Origin of the sequence: Microlunatus aurantiacus (assembly GCF_039536605.1) — a bacterium.
GTDB classification, from domain to species: Bacteria; Actinomycetota; Actinomycetes; order Propionibacteriales; family Propionibacteriaceae; genus Microlunatus; species Microlunatus aurantiacus.
Window position 1 is genome coordinate 202,080 of the sequence record NZ_BAAAYX010000013.1, and the last position, 14,388, is coordinate 216,467.

Here is a 14,388-nt window from a genome sequence, read left to right on the forward strand (position 1 = left end):
TCGTGCCGCGACCGACCGGAGCCTTGCGGAGAGCCAACTAATCTCGGTGCCGTGACCACGACGCCGCGACCGGGTTGGTATCCCGACCCCGCCGACGACGCCCCGGTCGACGAGGGTTTCCGCTGGTGGGACGGCACCACCTGGACCGACCACACCGCCGACCACGCGTACGCTCCCGCACCCGACGGGACCGGCCCGGTCGTCCCACCTCGGCGGCAGTCGCGGATGGTGCGTGCCGTCGCCTGGACCGTCGTCGTCGCCCTCGTGCTGACCACCTCCGCGGGGGCGTTGCTGCTCCTGTGGTCCGGACCGGCGTCCGGCCCCGGGCGGGAACCCGACGAGGCGGCGGCGTCCGTCGGCGGTCAGCTCGACGAGCGCGCCCGCCGGGCCAGCATCGGTCCGGTCACCCTGGATCTGCCCCCGGCGCCCTACAAGGTGTCCGGCGGGACGCACCAGGTTCCGGGCGTCCTCGACGTCGTCTTCCTCGCGGAGGCCACCGTGCACGCACCCACCGACCAGCGCGCCGGCTGGACGGCGATGACCTGCCTGGCCTCGGTCAGCGACCGTCTGGCCGCCGACTTCGACCTGGACGAGGACTCCGAGACCACTGTCCGCGAGCTGGCCGACAAGGTCTACGGCTCGGGCCCGACGGAGGTCCGCGACGTCGACGTGTCCGACCACTCGGTCGACGGCCACGGCGGTGTCCGGGTCACGGCCCAGGTGGCGTACGACATCGCCGGGCTGCCCAGCCGCTACGACGACGTGACCGCGATCCTGATCCGCCTGGACGACGGCTCGGTCGTGGTCGCGTTCAGCTCGGTTCCCGACGACGCCAGCGAGCAGGTCCGTGCCCTCGCCGCCGGCTCACTGGCGTCCCTCCGCATCAACTGAGCCCCTGGTGCTCGCTCCACGCCAGCACCCCAGATCCCTCGACCACCGCCGGGTCCGCGCGCGATCCGCGGCCGAGCGGAGCGAGCACCGTCGGCGGCCGAGCGGAGCGAGCACCGTGAGCGGCCGAGCGGAGCGAGCACCGTCAGCGCCGGGTGGCGGCGACCCAGTCCTCCAGCTTGGCCTGCCCGGCCCCGGAGTCGATCGCGGCGCGGGCGCGTTCCAGACCCCCGGCCAGCTGCGCGTCGAGATCGTCGGCCACCGGGCCGTCGAGGGCCACCAGCGCCGCCGCCGCGTTCAGGGTGACGATGTCACGAACCGGCCCGGTGCGGCCGGCGAGCAGGTCGCGGACCACCGCGGCGTTGGTGGCGGCGTCCCCCCCGACCAGGTCGGCGACCTCGGCCCGCGCGATGCCCAGGTGCGCGGGGTCGAGCTCCCGCTCCCGGACCTCCCCGTCGGCGTAGACCCAGACCGTCGAGGTGGTGGTCGTGGTCAGCTCGTCCAGCCCGTCGCCGCCGTGGACCACCAGACCGCGCTGACCGCGGCCGGCGAACACGCCCGCCATCAGACCGGCCATCCGCACGTCCGCCACCCCGACCGCCTGGGCGACCGGCTGGGCCGGGTTCGCCAACGGACCGAGGAAGTTGAAGGTGGTCGGGATGCCGAGCTCCCGGCGCCAGACGGCGTGTCGCAGGGCGGGGTGGTAGAGCGGTGCGAACAGGAAACCGATCCCGACCTCGGCCACGACCTCGGCCTGGCGTTCGGGGGGCAGGTCCAGGGCCACGCCCAGCGCCTCGAGGACGTCGGCGGCGCCGCAGGCCGACGAGGCGGCCCGGTTGCCGTGCTTGACCACGCGGCCGCCCGCCGCCGCCGCCACGATGGCCGCCATGGTCGACAGGTTCACCGTGTTGGCCCGGTCTCCCCCGGAACCCACGACGTCCACGGCCGGACCCGGCACCTCGATGGGTGTGGCGAAGTCGAGCATCGTGTCGGCCAGCCCGGCCAGCTCGGCCACCGTCTCGCCCTTGCACCGCAACGCCACGACGAACGCCGCCTGCTGGGCCGGTGTGGCTTCCCCGCTCAGCAACCGTTCCATCGCCCAGGCGGTCGCCTCACCGGGAAGATCCTGCCCGGCCACCAGCGGCCCGAGGACCTGCGACCAGGTGAGTTCCGCCGGGCGGCCGCCTGCAGTCGGCATGTCAGGCAGGACCGACCGGGACGACGTCGGTGCTCGTGCTGGTGCGGTCGGGCGTCCGCAGCAGCGTGGCGACGACGGCGGGCAGGCGGAGCGGGTCGACCGGGTGCGGCACCACGCCGTCCGCCCGGGACCAGGTGGCCAACCAGGCGTCGTCCCGCCGCGCCGTCAGGACCAGGACCGGCGGGCAGGGGAAGATCTCGTCCTTGAGCTGCCGGCACAGACCCATGCCGCCGGGCACGGCCTCGCCGTCCAGGATGACCAGGTCGATGCCGCCGCGGTCCATCGCGGCCAGCACGGCCGGCTGCGTGGCCACCTCCTGCACCTGGATCGGCGCCAGGTCGGCGGCCACCTTGCGACCCAGGGTGAAGCGGACGTTCTCCCGGACCGTGCGGTCCGAGGCGTAGAGCAGGATCACCAGCTCGCGCGCCGCTCCCACGCTCGGGTCGGTGTGCTGGGCCTCATCGGTCATCGTGTCCACGTCCTCCTCCGGCGGTGTGCCATGGGATCGTAGCCGAATGGCCGTCGCCAACCTCACGATCGACCGCTCCCGCCTGATCCAGGTCGCCGTGCCGCTCGGGCTCGGTGTCCTGGGCTGCCTGCTGCCCTACCTGACGATCACCTCGCTGAACACCCAGATCGAGCCGGTCACCGTGACCCGTGGTCTCTGGGGTGCCGCCGGGCTGGCTCGCAGCCTCGACCCGACCGAGATGCCCAGCTTCTACACCGGAGCCGACCCCGGTGCGCTGGGTACGTGGCTGAACGTCTTCAGCGTCGCCGTGACGCTCCAGCAGGTCGGGGTGGTCGTGGGCCTGGTGACCCTGGTGGCCCTGCTGATGGACGAGATCAACACGTTCCTCTTCTGGCCGCTGCACCTGGCCGGCTGGGTGCTCGTGCTCGCCACCGCGCTGCTCTGGCTGGGCGCCGTGCGCCTCGGCGCCCTGGGCGTCGACGCGCACCTCGGTCCCGCCTGGGCCGTGCTGGCGCTCACCGGGCTGCTGCTGCTGGCGCTGACCTTCCGGGCCCGGACCCGGATCGACAGCTACGGGGGCGTCTGAGGCTTTCGGAGGTCTCCGGGAGGTCACAGAACGGGTCCCAAGGGGCACGGTGAGAGGCGTCCGTGAGCGGCGGGACGCCCCATCGGCGGCTCCTGTGCGTGCCCCGGAGTGACCTGGTGGTGTCGTACGGCAATAATGACCTCGTGGCTCTTCATACACACGAGGTCAGCGGCTCGATGATCAAGCCGCGCGGCGCGCTGCATCGCATCCCCCAGTCGCGCCTGCGGGGGCACGAGGGCCGCCCCGACATGGTCGCCGTCGGCACGATCGTCTGGTTGGCGTCGGAGCTGATGTTCTTCGCGGCGCTCTTCGCGGCCTACTTCACGATCCGCAACGTGACCAACGGCCAGGCGGCTCTCAACGGCACCGAGCCCCTGTGGCAGGCGTCGACGGAGATGCTGAACATCCCGTTCGCCGTCGTCAACACCACCGTCCTGGTGGCCAGCTCCTTCACCTGCCAGATGGGCGTCTTCGCCGCCGAGCGGGGCCAGGTCAAGCGGACCGGCTCCCTGGCCGCCATCAAGACCTGGGGCCTGCGCGAGTGGTACATCCTGACCTTCATGATGGGGTCCTTCTTCATCGGCGGTCAGGTCTACGAGTACGCGGCGCTGTTCTCCGAGGGCGCCACCATCTCGACCAACGTCTACTGGTCGGCCTTCTTCCTGGCCACCGGCTTCCACGGCCTGCACGTGACCGGCGGGCTGATCGCCTTCGTCCTCTTCCTGGGGCGGACCTACCTGGCTCGCACCTTCACCCACGAACAGGCCGTCAGCGCCGTCGTCGTGTCCTACTACTGGCACTTCGTCGACGTCGTCTGGATCGCGCTGTTCGGTGTGATCTACCTGCTTCGCTGACGTCGGGCGCATCCACGCCCGGCCGCACAACTGAATGACCAGACGAGTGCAATTCCCGTCCGCGGAAGCGCCTCGACAGCACAACCGAGAGGGACCCCCACGTGCGATTCCTGACCGCAAGACGACGGCACCCGGCAGCCCGCGGGCTGGTGCTGGTGTTCGCGCTGCTCGTCATGGGCGCTCTCTACTCGGCCATGGCGCCGAGCACGAAGTCGGCGGCCGACACCGGCACCAGCCAGCAGGTGGCCGAAGGCAAGGCGCTGTTCACCGTGTCCTGCGCCTCGTGCCACGGTCTGAACGGCGAGGGCCAGGTGTCCGGCTCCATCCAGGGTCCCCCGCTGGTCGGCGTCGGAGCCGCGGCGGTGGAGTTCCAGGTGGCTACCGGCCGGATGCCGATGGCCCACCCCGGACCGCAGGCGGAGGTCAAGCCGAGCCAGTTCACCGAGGACGAGGTCCTGGCCATGGCGGCGTACGTCGCCACCCTCGGCCCGGGTCCGGCCATCCCGGAGCCTGAGCAGTACGACCCGGCCGGCCTCAGCGAGGAAGAGATCGCCCGCGGTGGCGAGCTGTTCCGCACCAACTGCTCGGCCTGCCACAACTTCGAGGGTGCTGGCGGTGCGCTGCCGAACGGCAAGTACGCCCCGTCCCTGTTCGACGTCAGCAACCTGCACCTGTACACGGCCATGCTGACCGGCCCGCAGCAGATGCCGGTGTTCTCCAACGGCGTGCTGACCGTCGAGGACAAGCGGGCCATCATCGGCTACCTCAACGAGCTGCACGAGCAGCCCAACCGCGGTGGTCTCGGGCTCGGTGGACTCGGCCCGGTGGCCGAGGGCCTGTGGGCCTGGGTCGCCGGTCTCGGGGTCCTCGTCCTGTTCGCGATCTGGATCGCAGCGAAGGGAGTGAAGGCGCGATGACCGATCTGGAGCACCGCACCGGCGACAGCCACGGGGGCGGTGGCCGCGAGCTGGCCACCACCGTCGACGACCCCAGGTTCCCCGTGCCGGACCCCGGCGAGCCGGAGCACCTGCCCCGGCTCACCGACGTCGACGAGGACGCCGCCGACCGGGCGACCCGGCAGGTGGCCACCATGTTCGGCCTGGTGCCGGTGCTGGCGATCATCTTCGTGGTCAGCTACTTCGCCATCCCGAAGGACGCCTACATCGACTTCGGGCCGCTGCACACCGGCCTCCAGCACCTGGTCTTCGGACTCACGCTCGGGCTGGCGCTGGTGCTCATCGGCGTCGGCGCGATCCAGTGGGCCCGCCAGCTGATGGACGACCACGAGGCGGTCGACTACCGCCACGGTGCGTCCTCCAGCGACGAGGAGCGCGAGGAGACGGTCGCGATCCTCGAGCAGGGGATCGCCGAGTCCGGCATCACCCGGCGCAAGGTGCTGGGGCGCAGCCTGCTCGGCGCCCTCGGGCTCGTCGCGCTGCCCGGCGTCGTCCTGCTGGCCGACCTCGGTCCCTGGCCGACGCGGAAGTTCATCGACCGGACCATCGCCACGACGATCTGGAAAGAGGGCATCCGGCTGGTCAACGACGTCACGTACGTCCCGATCAAGGCCGACCAGATCCAGATCGGCCAGCTGATCAACGCCCAGCCCGAGAACCTGCAGGACCTGCACGGGACCGAGTTCCTGCAGGAGAAGGCCAAGGCCTCCATCATCGTCGTCCGGATGAACCCGAACACGATCAAGATCCCCGACTCGCGCCAGGACTGGCAGGTCGGCGGGATCCTGTGCTACTCCAAGATCTGCACCCACGTCGGGTGCCCGATCAGCCTGTGGGAACAGCAGACGCACCACCTGCTGTGCCCCTGCCACCAGTCGACGTTCGATCTGGGCGACTCCGGTGTCGTGGTCTTCGGACCCGCCGCCCGGTCCCTCCCCCAGCTCCCGATCACCGTCGACGCCGAGGGGTATCTCGTGGCCCGGGACGGCTTCAACGTGCCCACCGGCCCGAGCTACTTCGAGCGGGACTCCCGCAATGACTTCCAGCAGGGTGATAACTGATGGCCAAGCCCGCACCCACCGTCTCCGCCGGCTCGTCCGTGGCGGCCGAGACCCCACCCAAGCAGCTCGGACCCGTGTTCAAGGTCGCCGCCGGCCCCGCCAAGTGGGCCGACGAGCGGGTGGGCGTGGCCAAGCTCAGCCGACCCTTCATCCGCAAGGTGTTCCCCGACCACTGGTCGTTCCTGCTCGGTGAGGTCGCGCTCTACTCGTTCGTCATCCTGCTGCTCACCGGCGTCTTCCTGACCCTGTGGTTCAAGCCGTCGATGGCGGAGGTCGAGTACGAGGGCACCTACCAGCTGCTCCGCGGTCTGCAGATGTCGGAGGCCTTCGAGTCCACGCTGGCGATCTCCTTCGACATCCGCGGCGGTCTGCTGATCCGGCAGATGCACCACTGGGCAGCCATGCTGTTCCTCGCGGCGATGCTGGCCCACAGCCTGCGCATCTTCTTCACCGGTGCGTTCCGCAAGCCGCGCGAGATCAACTGGGTGATCGGGGTCAGCCTCCTGTTCATCGGCCTCATCGAGGGCTTCGCCGGCTACTCGCTGCCCGATGACCTGCTCTCCGGAACGGGCCTGCGGTTCGTCGACGGCCTGGTCAGGGCGATTCCCATCATCGGCACCTGGGCGGAGATGTTCGTCTTCGGCGGGGAGTTCCCCGGCTCGCTGATCGTGGCCCGCCTCTACATGGCGCACATCCTGCTCATCCCGGCTGTGCTGCTCGGTCTGATCGCGGCCCACCTGGCGCTCGTGGTCTACCACAAGCACACCCAGTACCCGGGCCCCGGCCGCAACGACGGCAACGTCGTCGGCTACCCGGTCTTCCCGGTCTACATGGCCAAGGCGGGTGGCTTCTTCTTCATCGTCTTCGGGGTCATCACCTTGATGGGCGGGCTGATGCAGATCAACCCGCTGTGGACGTACGGCCCGTACAACCCCGCCCAGGTGACCGCGGGCAGCCAGCCCGACTGGTACATGGGCTTCGTCGAGGGCGCGATCCGGATCATGCCGAACTGGGAGTCCCACATCGGCAACACCACCTGGTCGTGGAACGTGGCGATCCCCGGCCTCGGGCTGATGGGTCTGATGGCGGTCTCGATGATCGTCTACCCGTTCGTCGAGCAGTGGGTCACCGGCGACAAGGCCGAGCACCACATCCTCGACCGCCCGCGGAACGTCCCCACCCGGACGGCGTTCGGGGTGGCCGCGATGACCTGCTACGGGCTGTTCTGGATCGGTGGTGGCAACGACCTGATCGCCACCCAGTTCCACGTGTCGTTGAACTCGGTCACCTACTTCCTGCGGGTGATGGTCTTCGCCGGACCGGTGATCGCCTTCATCATCACCAAGCGGATCTGCATCGGTCTCCAGCGCTCGGACGAGGAGCGGTTGCTGCACGGGTCGGAGAGCGCCATCATCGTGCGCGACCCGTCGGGCGGCTACTCCGAGGCGCACGAGCCGATCAGCCAGGACGAGGCGTACACCCTCACCCAGCACGTCGCGCCGCTCGCCCTGGCCCCGGTCTCGGAGCAGGGCGACCTCTCCGACAAGGAGCTCAAGGCCGAGCAGCGTCGCCGCAAGGCCAGCCGCTTCTGGTACCTGGACGCGCTGCGGAAGCCGACCCGGGCCGAGCTCGAGGCGGCCGCCCACCACCACGACGACGACCACGCCGACGGCAACGGTCACGGCGAGATCGGCAACGGGCACGGCAACGGCAACGGCAACGGGCACAGCAACGGTCACGGCACCCGCGAGGTCGGAGCCGGCTCGGGAGCCCGCTCCCAGGACTGATCGCAGCTGATCCACCAGTGACGCCTCGCCCTTCCGGGCGGGGCGTCGCTGCGTTCCGGTCCTTCCGTCGCGGTTCGGCGTAGGGTGTGGGTTTGGTCACCCCGGACGGCCGCCGGGTAACGATCGGCAGGTGGGTCACGTTGGTCAAGTTGGACAGGGGCGTCCGCCGCCCTCCGGGGCAGGACCGAAGCCCGACTCCCGAATCCCCAGGAACTCGCCTCACCCATGACTGACACCAAGACCCTGACCCCCTCCGCGCAGGAGCCGGCCGAGCCGAAACCCCGCCTGCTGGAGCTGTCGGCCACGCAGCTGGTCGGTGGCGCCCTCGCGGCCATGACGGCCGCCGTGATCGGCGCCCGCCTCGGCGTCGCCGGCACCGTGTTCGGCGCGGCCATCGGCAGCGTCGTGGCCGGCACGGCCGGTTCTCTCTACACCGCCTCGCTCAAGCACACCCGGAACAGGCTCTCCTCGGCCTTCGTCGGTCGGGTCGGGGGAACCGCGGTAGCGGTCACCTCCGTGCCGGCCGACACCACCGCGGTGGGGACTGGCGCGACAGAAGCCCGGCCGGTCGATCTCCGGGCAGCGGGCGACGGCGCGGCCGACGGTTGGGGCGACTGGACCGTCACGCAGCCGGCGGCAGCCATCGCTCCCCCCTCACCCCAGCCGGAGGCCACCGCCGCCGACGTCGACGCGGCCGGTCGGCCGGTCGCGCGGCGACCGTGGAAGGCCATCCTGATCAGCATCGCCGCGGTCTTCCTGCTGGCCGTCGCCGGCATCACGGCCTTCGAGCTGGTCAGTGGCCAGGCTGTCTCCGGCGGCCAGGGAACCACCCTCACCCAGGTCGGTGAGGGTCGTTCGGGTGGCACTGACACACCGGTCCAGGCCCCCTCCGCGGAGACCTCCTCGTCGCCGACGGCCGAGCCCTCGACGACGGCCAGCGCCGAGCCCAGCGTGGCACCGTCCAGCCAGCCGACCGGGTCCGCCGAGCCGACGACCGAGCCGAGCCAGAGCGCGGAGCCGTCGACCAGCACGCAGCCGAGCTCGGCCGCTACTCCGTCGGCGTCCAGCAGCGGGGCGGCGGAGCCCGGCGACACCGGCAACGGCGCGGGCGGCTGACCGGACCCCGGTCTCAGCCGAGCGGTGAGTCCGCCAGGCTCGTCCCCAGGAAGCGGGACAGGGTGCTGCCGGCCTCCAGCAACCGGTAGGTCACCAGACCGTCCGGCCCGGGCTCGCCCGACCCGGCGGCTGGTGCCCCGGTCGACGGTGTCTCACCGAACACCAGCACCGAGTCGATCACGTGTACGTCGGCCAGAACACCGGGCCGCGCACGCGTCACCGGGTCGAGCAGCAGCCGCTCCCGACAGATCTCGGCACCCTCGCGGCGCACCACGGTGGTGGCGTCCAACCGGCCGCCGAGCTCGCCCGCCCGTCCGAACACCAACGTCTCCCGCCACCGGGCCGCGGCCCCGTCCGCCAGGTCGACAGCCAGGGTCCGGGTCACGTCCGACCCGTCGCTGAGGACGAACGGGGCGCCGGCGTAGCTCAGCCGAGCGCCCAGGCCCAACCGGATGCCGGTGTGCCAGGACGCCGCCCTCCCCCGCCCGTGGTAGGCGACGGTTCCCGCGATGTCGGACAGCTCCAGCGTCGCCCCGGGGCCGACCTCGATCTCCAGACCGACCTCGTCCCCGCCCAGCAGCAGCGCGGTCTGTCCGACGAGCGCGACCCGGGCCCGGTCGACGGGTCCGTGCAGCCGCTGGGCCCGCAGCAGACCGGCGCGGGTGCGCACCTGATGGTGGCCGTCGCGGACCTCGACGCTCACCCTCGTCGTCGTCACGGTCGGCACCGGCTTCGTCAGTGCTCGTGACCCCGACCGGCGTCCCCGTGGGGATGCACGGAATCGTCCGCGTGGGTGTGCACGGTGCCGTCCGCGTGGGCGTGGGGCGCCATCGGACCCGGGTCCCGGGGACGGAGCGCGCCGGACCGGAACTCCGCCAAGGTGTCCAGCACCCAGGTCCGCACCCGGGCGATGGACGTCGGGTCCGTCCGTGACAGGGCGATCACCGTACGACCCTCACGGGCCGCTGAGGCGTCCCGGACCATCTGCTCGACATCCACCCCGACGTACGGCGCGAGATCGGTCTTGTTGACGATCAGCACATCGGCCCCGGCGATCCCGGGGCCGCCCTTGCGCGCCACGTCGCCCCCACCCGCCACATCGAGCACGAAGAACTGCGCATCGACCAGCGCCGGTGAGAACGTGGCGGTCAGGTTGTCCCCGCCTGACTCGACCAGCACCACGTCGACGGGGGTGAAATCCTGCTCCAGGTCCTCCACCGCCAGCAGGTTCTGGCTGACGTCGTCGCGGATCGCGGTGTGCGGGCAGGCTCCGGTCTCGACCGCTCGGATGCGCTCCGGCGCCAGCACCCCGGCCGAGCGCAGGAAGCGGGCGTCCTCGTCGGTGTAGATGTCGTTGGTGATCACACCGAGACTGAGCTCGGTGCCGAGCTCGCGGCAGAGCAGCGCGATCAGCGAGCTCTTGCCGGTGCCGACCGGACCGGCCACCCCCAACCGCAGGGACCGCTGGACATCGGGGTGGGAGTGCTCAAGCACGGAACAGGCGCCTCTCGGTTCGGGTGTGCAGCTCGGCCCAGTGCTCGATCTGCGGGGCGGCGTACGCGGGGATCTCGTCCACCTGGCTCAGCTCGGCGACCCGGGCGACCATCGCCTCGACCACGTGCCCGGCCGCCACCGCCCAGGCCACCGCGACGGACGGGTCGAACGGCTGCAGCTTCACCGCGGCGGCGATCACCGTCTGGACCTCGTCGAAGCCGATCAGCCGGGCGGTCTGCGCACCGTCCAGACCTGCCTCGGCCGCCGTGGCCCCGATCACGACCGCCCGACACCAGGCGACCCGGTTCGCGGTCAGCGGGGCCAGTCGGGGCCACACCGTCGCGGCCAACCGCAGATAGCTGCGGCCCAGCAGGTCCGAGGCGTCCCGCAGAGCGGCCGAGGCCGTCCGGACCCGCCAGGCCCGGTCCACGACCTTCATGGTCGGTACGGCCGGGTCGGTCGGTACGGCCGGTTCGGCCGGGTCGGTCGGTACGGCCGGGTCGGTCGGTACGGCCGGGTCGGTCGGTACGGCCGGGTCGGTCGGTACGGCCGGGTCGGCCAGCCAGTGCCGACGGGCGATGACCGCGGCGGCCGCCTCCACCTCGGTCACGGTGCTCAGCCGGGCGACCAGGTAGTCCGGCACTCGATCCAGTCGCAGCCCGTGGTTCAGGGCCGGCTCGAGTCCGGCCGACTGGGTGTGAGCACCCGTCGGCAGCCGACCATCGGCCAGCAGCAGGCTCAGGTAGGCAGCACTCATGTCAGGTCACCGCACCCCGCCCGGCGACGGCCTGCACGAACATGCCGTCGACTGACGGAAAACTCAGCACCTGGCCCCACCCCAGCCCGCAGATTCCGTCGACTGACGGAAAACTCGGCACCCGGCCCCACCCCAGCCCGCAGATTCCGTCGACTGACGGAAAGTTCTGACACCGGCGCGGCGCCGTGCGAGCTGCGCGCAGCCACGATCGTCATCAGGGACCCCGCCCTCAGAACAGCTTGTACAGCTGGGCGAGCGGCAGCTCGGTGGCCGGGGCGGGGGTGATGAGGTCGCCGTCGATGGTGATGGCGTGCGTCTCCGGGTCGATCTCGATGGCCGGCAGCGCGTCGTTGTTGATCATGTCCGCCTTGGTCACGTCCCGGGTCGGGCGGATCGCCACCAGACTGCGACTCAGACACAGCTCGGCGGCCAGGCCCGCCTCCAGCGCGGCCGGAGCCACGTACGTCTGCGACAGGTGCGACGCACCCGGACCGTACAGAGCCGGCCGCATCAGCACGGGCTGCGGGGTGGGGATGGAGGCGTTCGGGTCGCCGAGCGCGCCGACCACGATGCCGCCCCCCTTGATCACCACGCTGGGGCTGACCCCGAAGAACTTCGGCTCCCAGAGCACGAGGTCGGCCAGCTTGCCGACCTCGATCGAGCCGATCTCGTGGTCGACACCGTGGGAGATCGCAGGGTTGATCGTGTACTTGGCCACGTAGCGGCGCGCCCGGAAGTTGTCCGCGGGCAGGCCACCGGCCAGGTCGCCGCGGACCTGCTTCATCAGGTGCGCGACCTGCCAGGTCCGGGTGATCACCTCCCCGATCCGACCCATCGCCTGGGCGTCGGAGGAGGTGATCGAGATCGCCCCGAGGTCGTGCAGGTGGTCCTCGGCGGCGATCGTGGTGGCCCGGATCCGCGACTCGGCGAAGGCCAGGTCCTCCGGCACGGCCGGGTTGAGGTGGTGGCAGACCATCAGCATGTCGAGGTGCTCGGCGACGGTGTTGACCGTGTGCGGCAGCGTCGGGTTGGTGGAACCGGGCAGCACGTTCGGCAGCCCGGCGATGGTCAGGATGTCCGGCGCGTGCCCGCCCCCGGCTCCCTCCACGTGGAAGGCCGAGATCGTACGGCCACGGAAGGCCCCGATCGTCGACGCCACGAACCCGGCCTCGTTGAGCGAGTCGGAGTGCAGGGCGACCTGCAGCCCCCAGCGCTCCGCCCCGGTCAGGGCCGCGTCGACGGCAGCGGGGGTGGACCCCCAGTCCTCGTGCACCTTGTAGCCGCCGGCGCCGGCCAGCGCCTGCTCCTCGAACGCCGACGCGGCCACGGTGTTGCCCTTGCCGAGCACCAGCAGGTTGACCGGGAAGGCGTCCAGGGAGCGGTGGAACTGCTTCAGGTGCCACGCGCCGGGCGTGACGGTCGTGGCCTTGGAGCCCTCCGACGGACCGGTGCCGCCGCCACCCAGGGTGGTCAGCCCGGCCGCCAGCGCCTCGACGATCTGCGACGGCGAGAGGAAGTGCACGTGCGAGTCGAAGCCGCCGGCGGTGAGGATCTTGCCCTCGCCGGAGATCACGTCGGTGCCCGGTCCGATCACCAGCGCCGGATCCACCCCGTCGGCGATGTCGGGGTTGCCGCTGCGGCCGATGCCGACGATCCGCCCGTCCTTGATGCCGATGTCGGCCCGGACGATGCCCCAGTGGTCCAGGATCACCGCGTTGGTGATCACCGTGTCCACGGCGCCCTCGGCCGAGGACGCCAGCGACTGGTTCATCGACTCCCGGATCGACTTGCCGCCGCCGAAGACCGACTCCTCGCCACCGAAGGTGAGGTCGGTCTCGATCTCGATCCACAGGTCGGTGTCACCGAGCCGGATCTGGTCGCCGGCGGTCGGCCCGTAGAGCGCGGCGTAGTCGTCCCGGCTGATCCGGCTCACGCGGCACCGCCCCCGCTCGTACGGAGCTGGATCCCGGGGACCAGCCGCCGTCCCCGCAGGGCGACGACCCCGACCGTGCGGGAGACGCCCGGCTCGAACCGGACCGACGTCCCGGAAGCGATGTCGAGGCGGAACCCCTGGGCTGCGGACCGGTCGAACTCGAGGCCGGGGTTCACGTCCGGCAGGTGGATGTGGGAGCCGATCTGGATCGGTCGGTCGGCGACGTTGGTGAAGGTCAGCTCGCCCCGCTCGGCCGGTCCGCGATCGGCGTTCAGCTCCAGGTCACCGGGGGCCACCCTGATCGCACCCGGTCCGCTGCTGCTCGTCCCGCTCATCAGGCTCGCCCCCTCACTGGATCGGCTCGTGCAGGGTGACGAGCTTGCGCCCGTCCGGGAAGGTCGCCTCGACCTGGACGTCGGTGATCATGTCCGCGACCCCGTCCATCACCTGAGCCCGGGTCAGCACCTCGCGACCGGTGGTCATCAGCTCCTCGACGCCGACGCCGTCGCGGGCGCGCTCGATCACCCAGGTGCTGAGCAGCGCCACCGACTCCGGGTAGTTGAGCTTCACACCCCGCTCCAGCCGGTCGCGGGCGATCATCCCCGCCACCGCCATCAACAGCTTCTCGGTGTCCGACGGAGCCAGGTTCATGCACGGTCTCCTTCGACGAAACGGAGGCGCCCGTCGGCGCCCGCAGCAGGCGCCACGCTAGTCGCCGATTGTTTCGTCGGCGTTGCGGCCCTCGCGGCCCGGCACCGGAGCCGTACGGCCGGGCGGACGGTGGTCGCGGGCGCCGGTTCTGGCTGCCGCCGACAACCCCCAGCGATCGTCGGCGACCGGGCGGAGATCCGCCGCCGAGACCCAGCGCAGCAGGACGGCATCGTCGCGGACAAGGGCGACGTGGGCCTGCCAGCCGTCCCCGTCGCGCTGCCACGCCACCACCAGCCCGGGCAGCCGGATCCCGCCCGGCACCGCCACCCAGACGTGCCGTCGGCCCGCCGCCATCGTCAGCGCTCCTGCGGGGCGGGATCGACGATCGGCTCGATCCGCTCCGCGGGAACCCACTCCATCGCCACGGCTCCCTCGAACGGGACGTGCACCACCAGCGCCGCCCAGCCGGTCGCGGTCGCGTTGTGCACCGGCAGGTACTGCCACTGCACCACCACCCCCGGGGTGGGTGCGCCGTAGCCCCCGTTGCCGGTGACCCAGACGTGCCAGCCGGTCGGCGCACGCGGCTGGAGGTCCACGGCGTCAGGATAGACCCGATGTGAACACAGGTTCTATTCCGG

The 14,388-nt window shown here is 71.4% G+C and carries 17 protein-coding genes; 7 read left to right on the forward strand and 10 right to left on the reverse strand.

Translation table 11 applies throughout. The features are described 5' to 3' along the window. Positions 1–51: 51 nt before the first annotated feature. Positions 52–891, forward strand: coding sequence for a DUF2510 domain-containing protein (locus ABD714_RS14800; RefSeq protein WP_344813150.1), 840 nt, complete (start codon positions 52–54; stop codon positions 889–891). 142 nt (positions 892–1,033) lie between these two features. On the opposite strand, the gene trpD is transcribed toward ABD714_RS14800, so the two are convergent. After that, positions 1,034–2,086, reverse strand: coding sequence for an anthranilate phosphoribosyltransferase (gene trpD / locus ABD714_RS14805; RefSeq protein ID WP_344813151.1), 1,053 nt, complete (start codon positions 2,084–2,086; stop codon positions 1,034–1,036). Position 2,087: 1 nt separating this feature from the next. Beyond that, positions 2,088–2,555, reverse strand: coding sequence for a response regulator transcription factor (locus tag ABD714_RS14810; protein WP_344813152.1), 468 nt, complete (start codon positions 2,553–2,555; stop codon positions 2,088–2,090). Between the two features lie 46 nt (positions 2,556–2,601). Between ABD714_RS14810 and ABD714_RS14815 the strand changes: the two genes are divergently transcribed. From ABD714_RS14815 to ABD714_RS14840, 6 genes are all read left to right on the forward strand, one after another. Beyond that, on the forward strand, positions 2,602–3,141 hold the full coding sequence (locus ABD714_RS14815; protein WP_344813153.1) for a hypothetical protein: 540 nt from the start codon (positions 2,602–2,604) through the stop codon (positions 3,139–3,141). Positions 3,142–3,284: 143 nt separating this feature from the next. After that, a complete protein-coding gene (gene ctaE / locus ABD714_RS14820) occupies positions 3,285–3,995 on the forward strand; it encodes an aa3-type cytochrome oxidase subunit III (protein WP_486348154.1) in 711 nt (236 codons plus the stop codon). A 101-nt stretch (positions 3,996–4,096) separates the two neighbouring features. Beyond that, on the forward strand, positions 4,097–4,912 hold the full coding sequence (qcrC, locus tag ABD714_RS14825; RefSeq protein WP_344813154.1) for a cytochrome bc1 complex diheme cytochrome c subunit: 816 nt from the start codon (positions 4,097–4,099) through the stop codon (positions 4,910–4,912). After that, positions 4,909–6,012, forward strand: coding sequence for a cytochrome bc1 complex Rieske iron-sulfur subunit (gene qcrA / locus ABD714_RS14830; protein WP_344813155.1), 1,104 nt, complete (start codon positions 4,909–4,911; stop codon positions 6,010–6,012). The genes qcrC and qcrA overlap by 4 nt, the downstream gene beginning before the upstream one ends. Beyond that, positions 6,012–7,799 (forward strand): cytochrome bc1 complex cytochrome b subunit, encoded by a 1,788-nt coding sequence (qcrB, locus tag ABD714_RS14835; protein WP_344813156.1) that lies wholly within the window; start codon positions 6,012–6,014, stop codon positions 7,797–7,799. Before qcrA ends, qcrB begins: the two co-directional genes overlap by 1 nt. Positions 7,800–8,024: 225 nt before the next feature. Then, positions 8,025–8,915, forward strand: coding sequence for a hypothetical protein (locus ABD714_RS14840; RefSeq protein WP_344813157.1), 891 nt, complete (start codon positions 8,025–8,027; stop codon positions 8,913–8,915). A 13-nt stretch (positions 8,916–8,928) separates the two neighbouring features. Here the strand turns inward: ABD714_RS14840 and ABD714_RS14845 are convergent, their stop codons facing one another. The 8 genes from ABD714_RS14845 to ABD714_RS14880 form a co-directional block, all read right to left on the reverse strand. After that, entirely contained in the window at positions 8,929–9,618 is a 690-nt protein-coding gene (locus tag ABD714_RS14845) for an urease accessory protein UreD (protein ID WP_344813158.1), read from the reverse strand. 32 nt (positions 9,619–9,650) lie between these two features. Continuing rightward, entirely contained in the window at positions 9,651–10,409 is a 759-nt protein-coding gene (gene ureG, locus ABD714_RS14850; RefSeq protein WP_344813159.1) for an urease accessory protein UreG, read from the reverse strand. Next, entirely contained in the window at positions 10,402–11,166 is a 765-nt protein-coding gene (locus tag ABD714_RS14855) for an urease accessory protein UreF (protein WP_344813160.1), read from the reverse strand. The genes ureG and ABD714_RS14855 overlap by 8 nt, the downstream gene beginning before the upstream one ends. Before the next feature lie 229 nt (positions 11,167–11,395). Continuing rightward, entirely contained in the window at positions 11,396–13,099 is a 1,704-nt protein-coding gene (locus tag ABD714_RS14860) for an urease subunit alpha (protein ID WP_344813161.1), read from the reverse strand. Next, a complete protein-coding gene (gene ureB / locus ABD714_RS14865; protein WP_344813162.1) occupies positions 13,096–13,434 on the reverse strand; it encodes an urease subunit beta in 339 nt (112 codons plus the stop codon). The genes ABD714_RS14860 and ureB overlap by 4 nt, the downstream gene beginning before the upstream one ends. 13 nt (positions 13,435–13,447) lie before the next feature. After that, positions 13,448–13,750, reverse strand: a complete 303-nt coding sequence (locus ABD714_RS14870; RefSeq protein WP_344813163.1) for an urease subunit gamma — start codon at positions 13,748–13,750, stop codon at positions 13,448–13,450. A 57-nt stretch (positions 13,751–13,807) separates the two neighbouring features. Beyond that, a complete protein-coding gene (locus ABD714_RS14875; protein WP_344813164.1) occupies positions 13,808–14,104 on the reverse strand; it encodes a hypothetical protein in 297 nt (98 codons plus the stop codon). A gap of 2 nt (positions 14,105–14,106) precedes the next feature. Beyond that, positions 14,107–14,346, reverse strand: coding sequence for a hypothetical protein (locus tag ABD714_RS14880; RefSeq protein WP_344813165.1), 240 nt, complete (start codon positions 14,344–14,346; stop codon positions 14,107–14,109). Positions 14,347–14,388 lie beyond the last annotated feature (42 nt).

Excerpts from the sequence above, each read along its gene's own strand:
- trpD (WP_344813151.1), bottom strand. The coding sequence starts at position 2,086 with ATGCCGACTGCAGGCGGCCGCCCGGCGGAACTCACCTGGTCGCAGGTC.
- ureB (WP_344813162.1), bottom strand. The coding sequence starts at position 13,434 with ATGAGCGGGACGAGCAGCAGCGGACCGGGTGCGATCAGGGTGGCCCCC.
- ABD714_RS14815 (WP_344813153.1), top strand. The coding sequence starts at position 2,602 with ATGGCCGTCGCCAACCTCACGATCGACCGCTCCCGCCTGATCCAGGTC.
- ABD714_RS14855 (WP_344813160.1), bottom strand. The coding sequence starts at position 11,166 with ATGAGTGCTGCCTACCTGAGCCTGCTGCTGGCCGATGGTCGGCTGCCG.
- ABD714_RS14870 (WP_344813163.1), bottom strand. The coding sequence starts at position 13,750 with ATGAACCTGGCTCCGTCGGACACCGAGAAGCTGTTGATGGCGGTGGCG.
- qcrB (WP_344813156.1), top strand. The coding sequence starts at position 6,012 with ATGGCCAAGCCCGCACCCACCGTCTCCGCCGGCTCGTCCGTGGCGGCC.
- ABD714_RS14840 (WP_344813157.1), top strand. The coding sequence starts at position 8,025 with ATGACTGACACCAAGACCCTGACCCCCTCCGCGCAGGAGCCGGCCGAG.
- ABD714_RS14810 (WP_344813152.1), bottom strand. The coding sequence starts at position 2,555 with ATGACCGATGAGGCCCAGCACACCGACCCGAGCGTGGGAGCGGCGCGC.
- ABD714_RS14875 (WP_344813164.1), bottom strand. The coding sequence starts at position 14,104 with ATGGCGGCGGGCCGACGGCACGTCTGGGTGGCGGTGCCGGGCGGGATC.
- qcrA (WP_344813155.1), top strand. The coding sequence starts at position 4,909 with ATGACCGATCTGGAGCACCGCACCGGCGACAGCCACGGGGGCGGTGGC.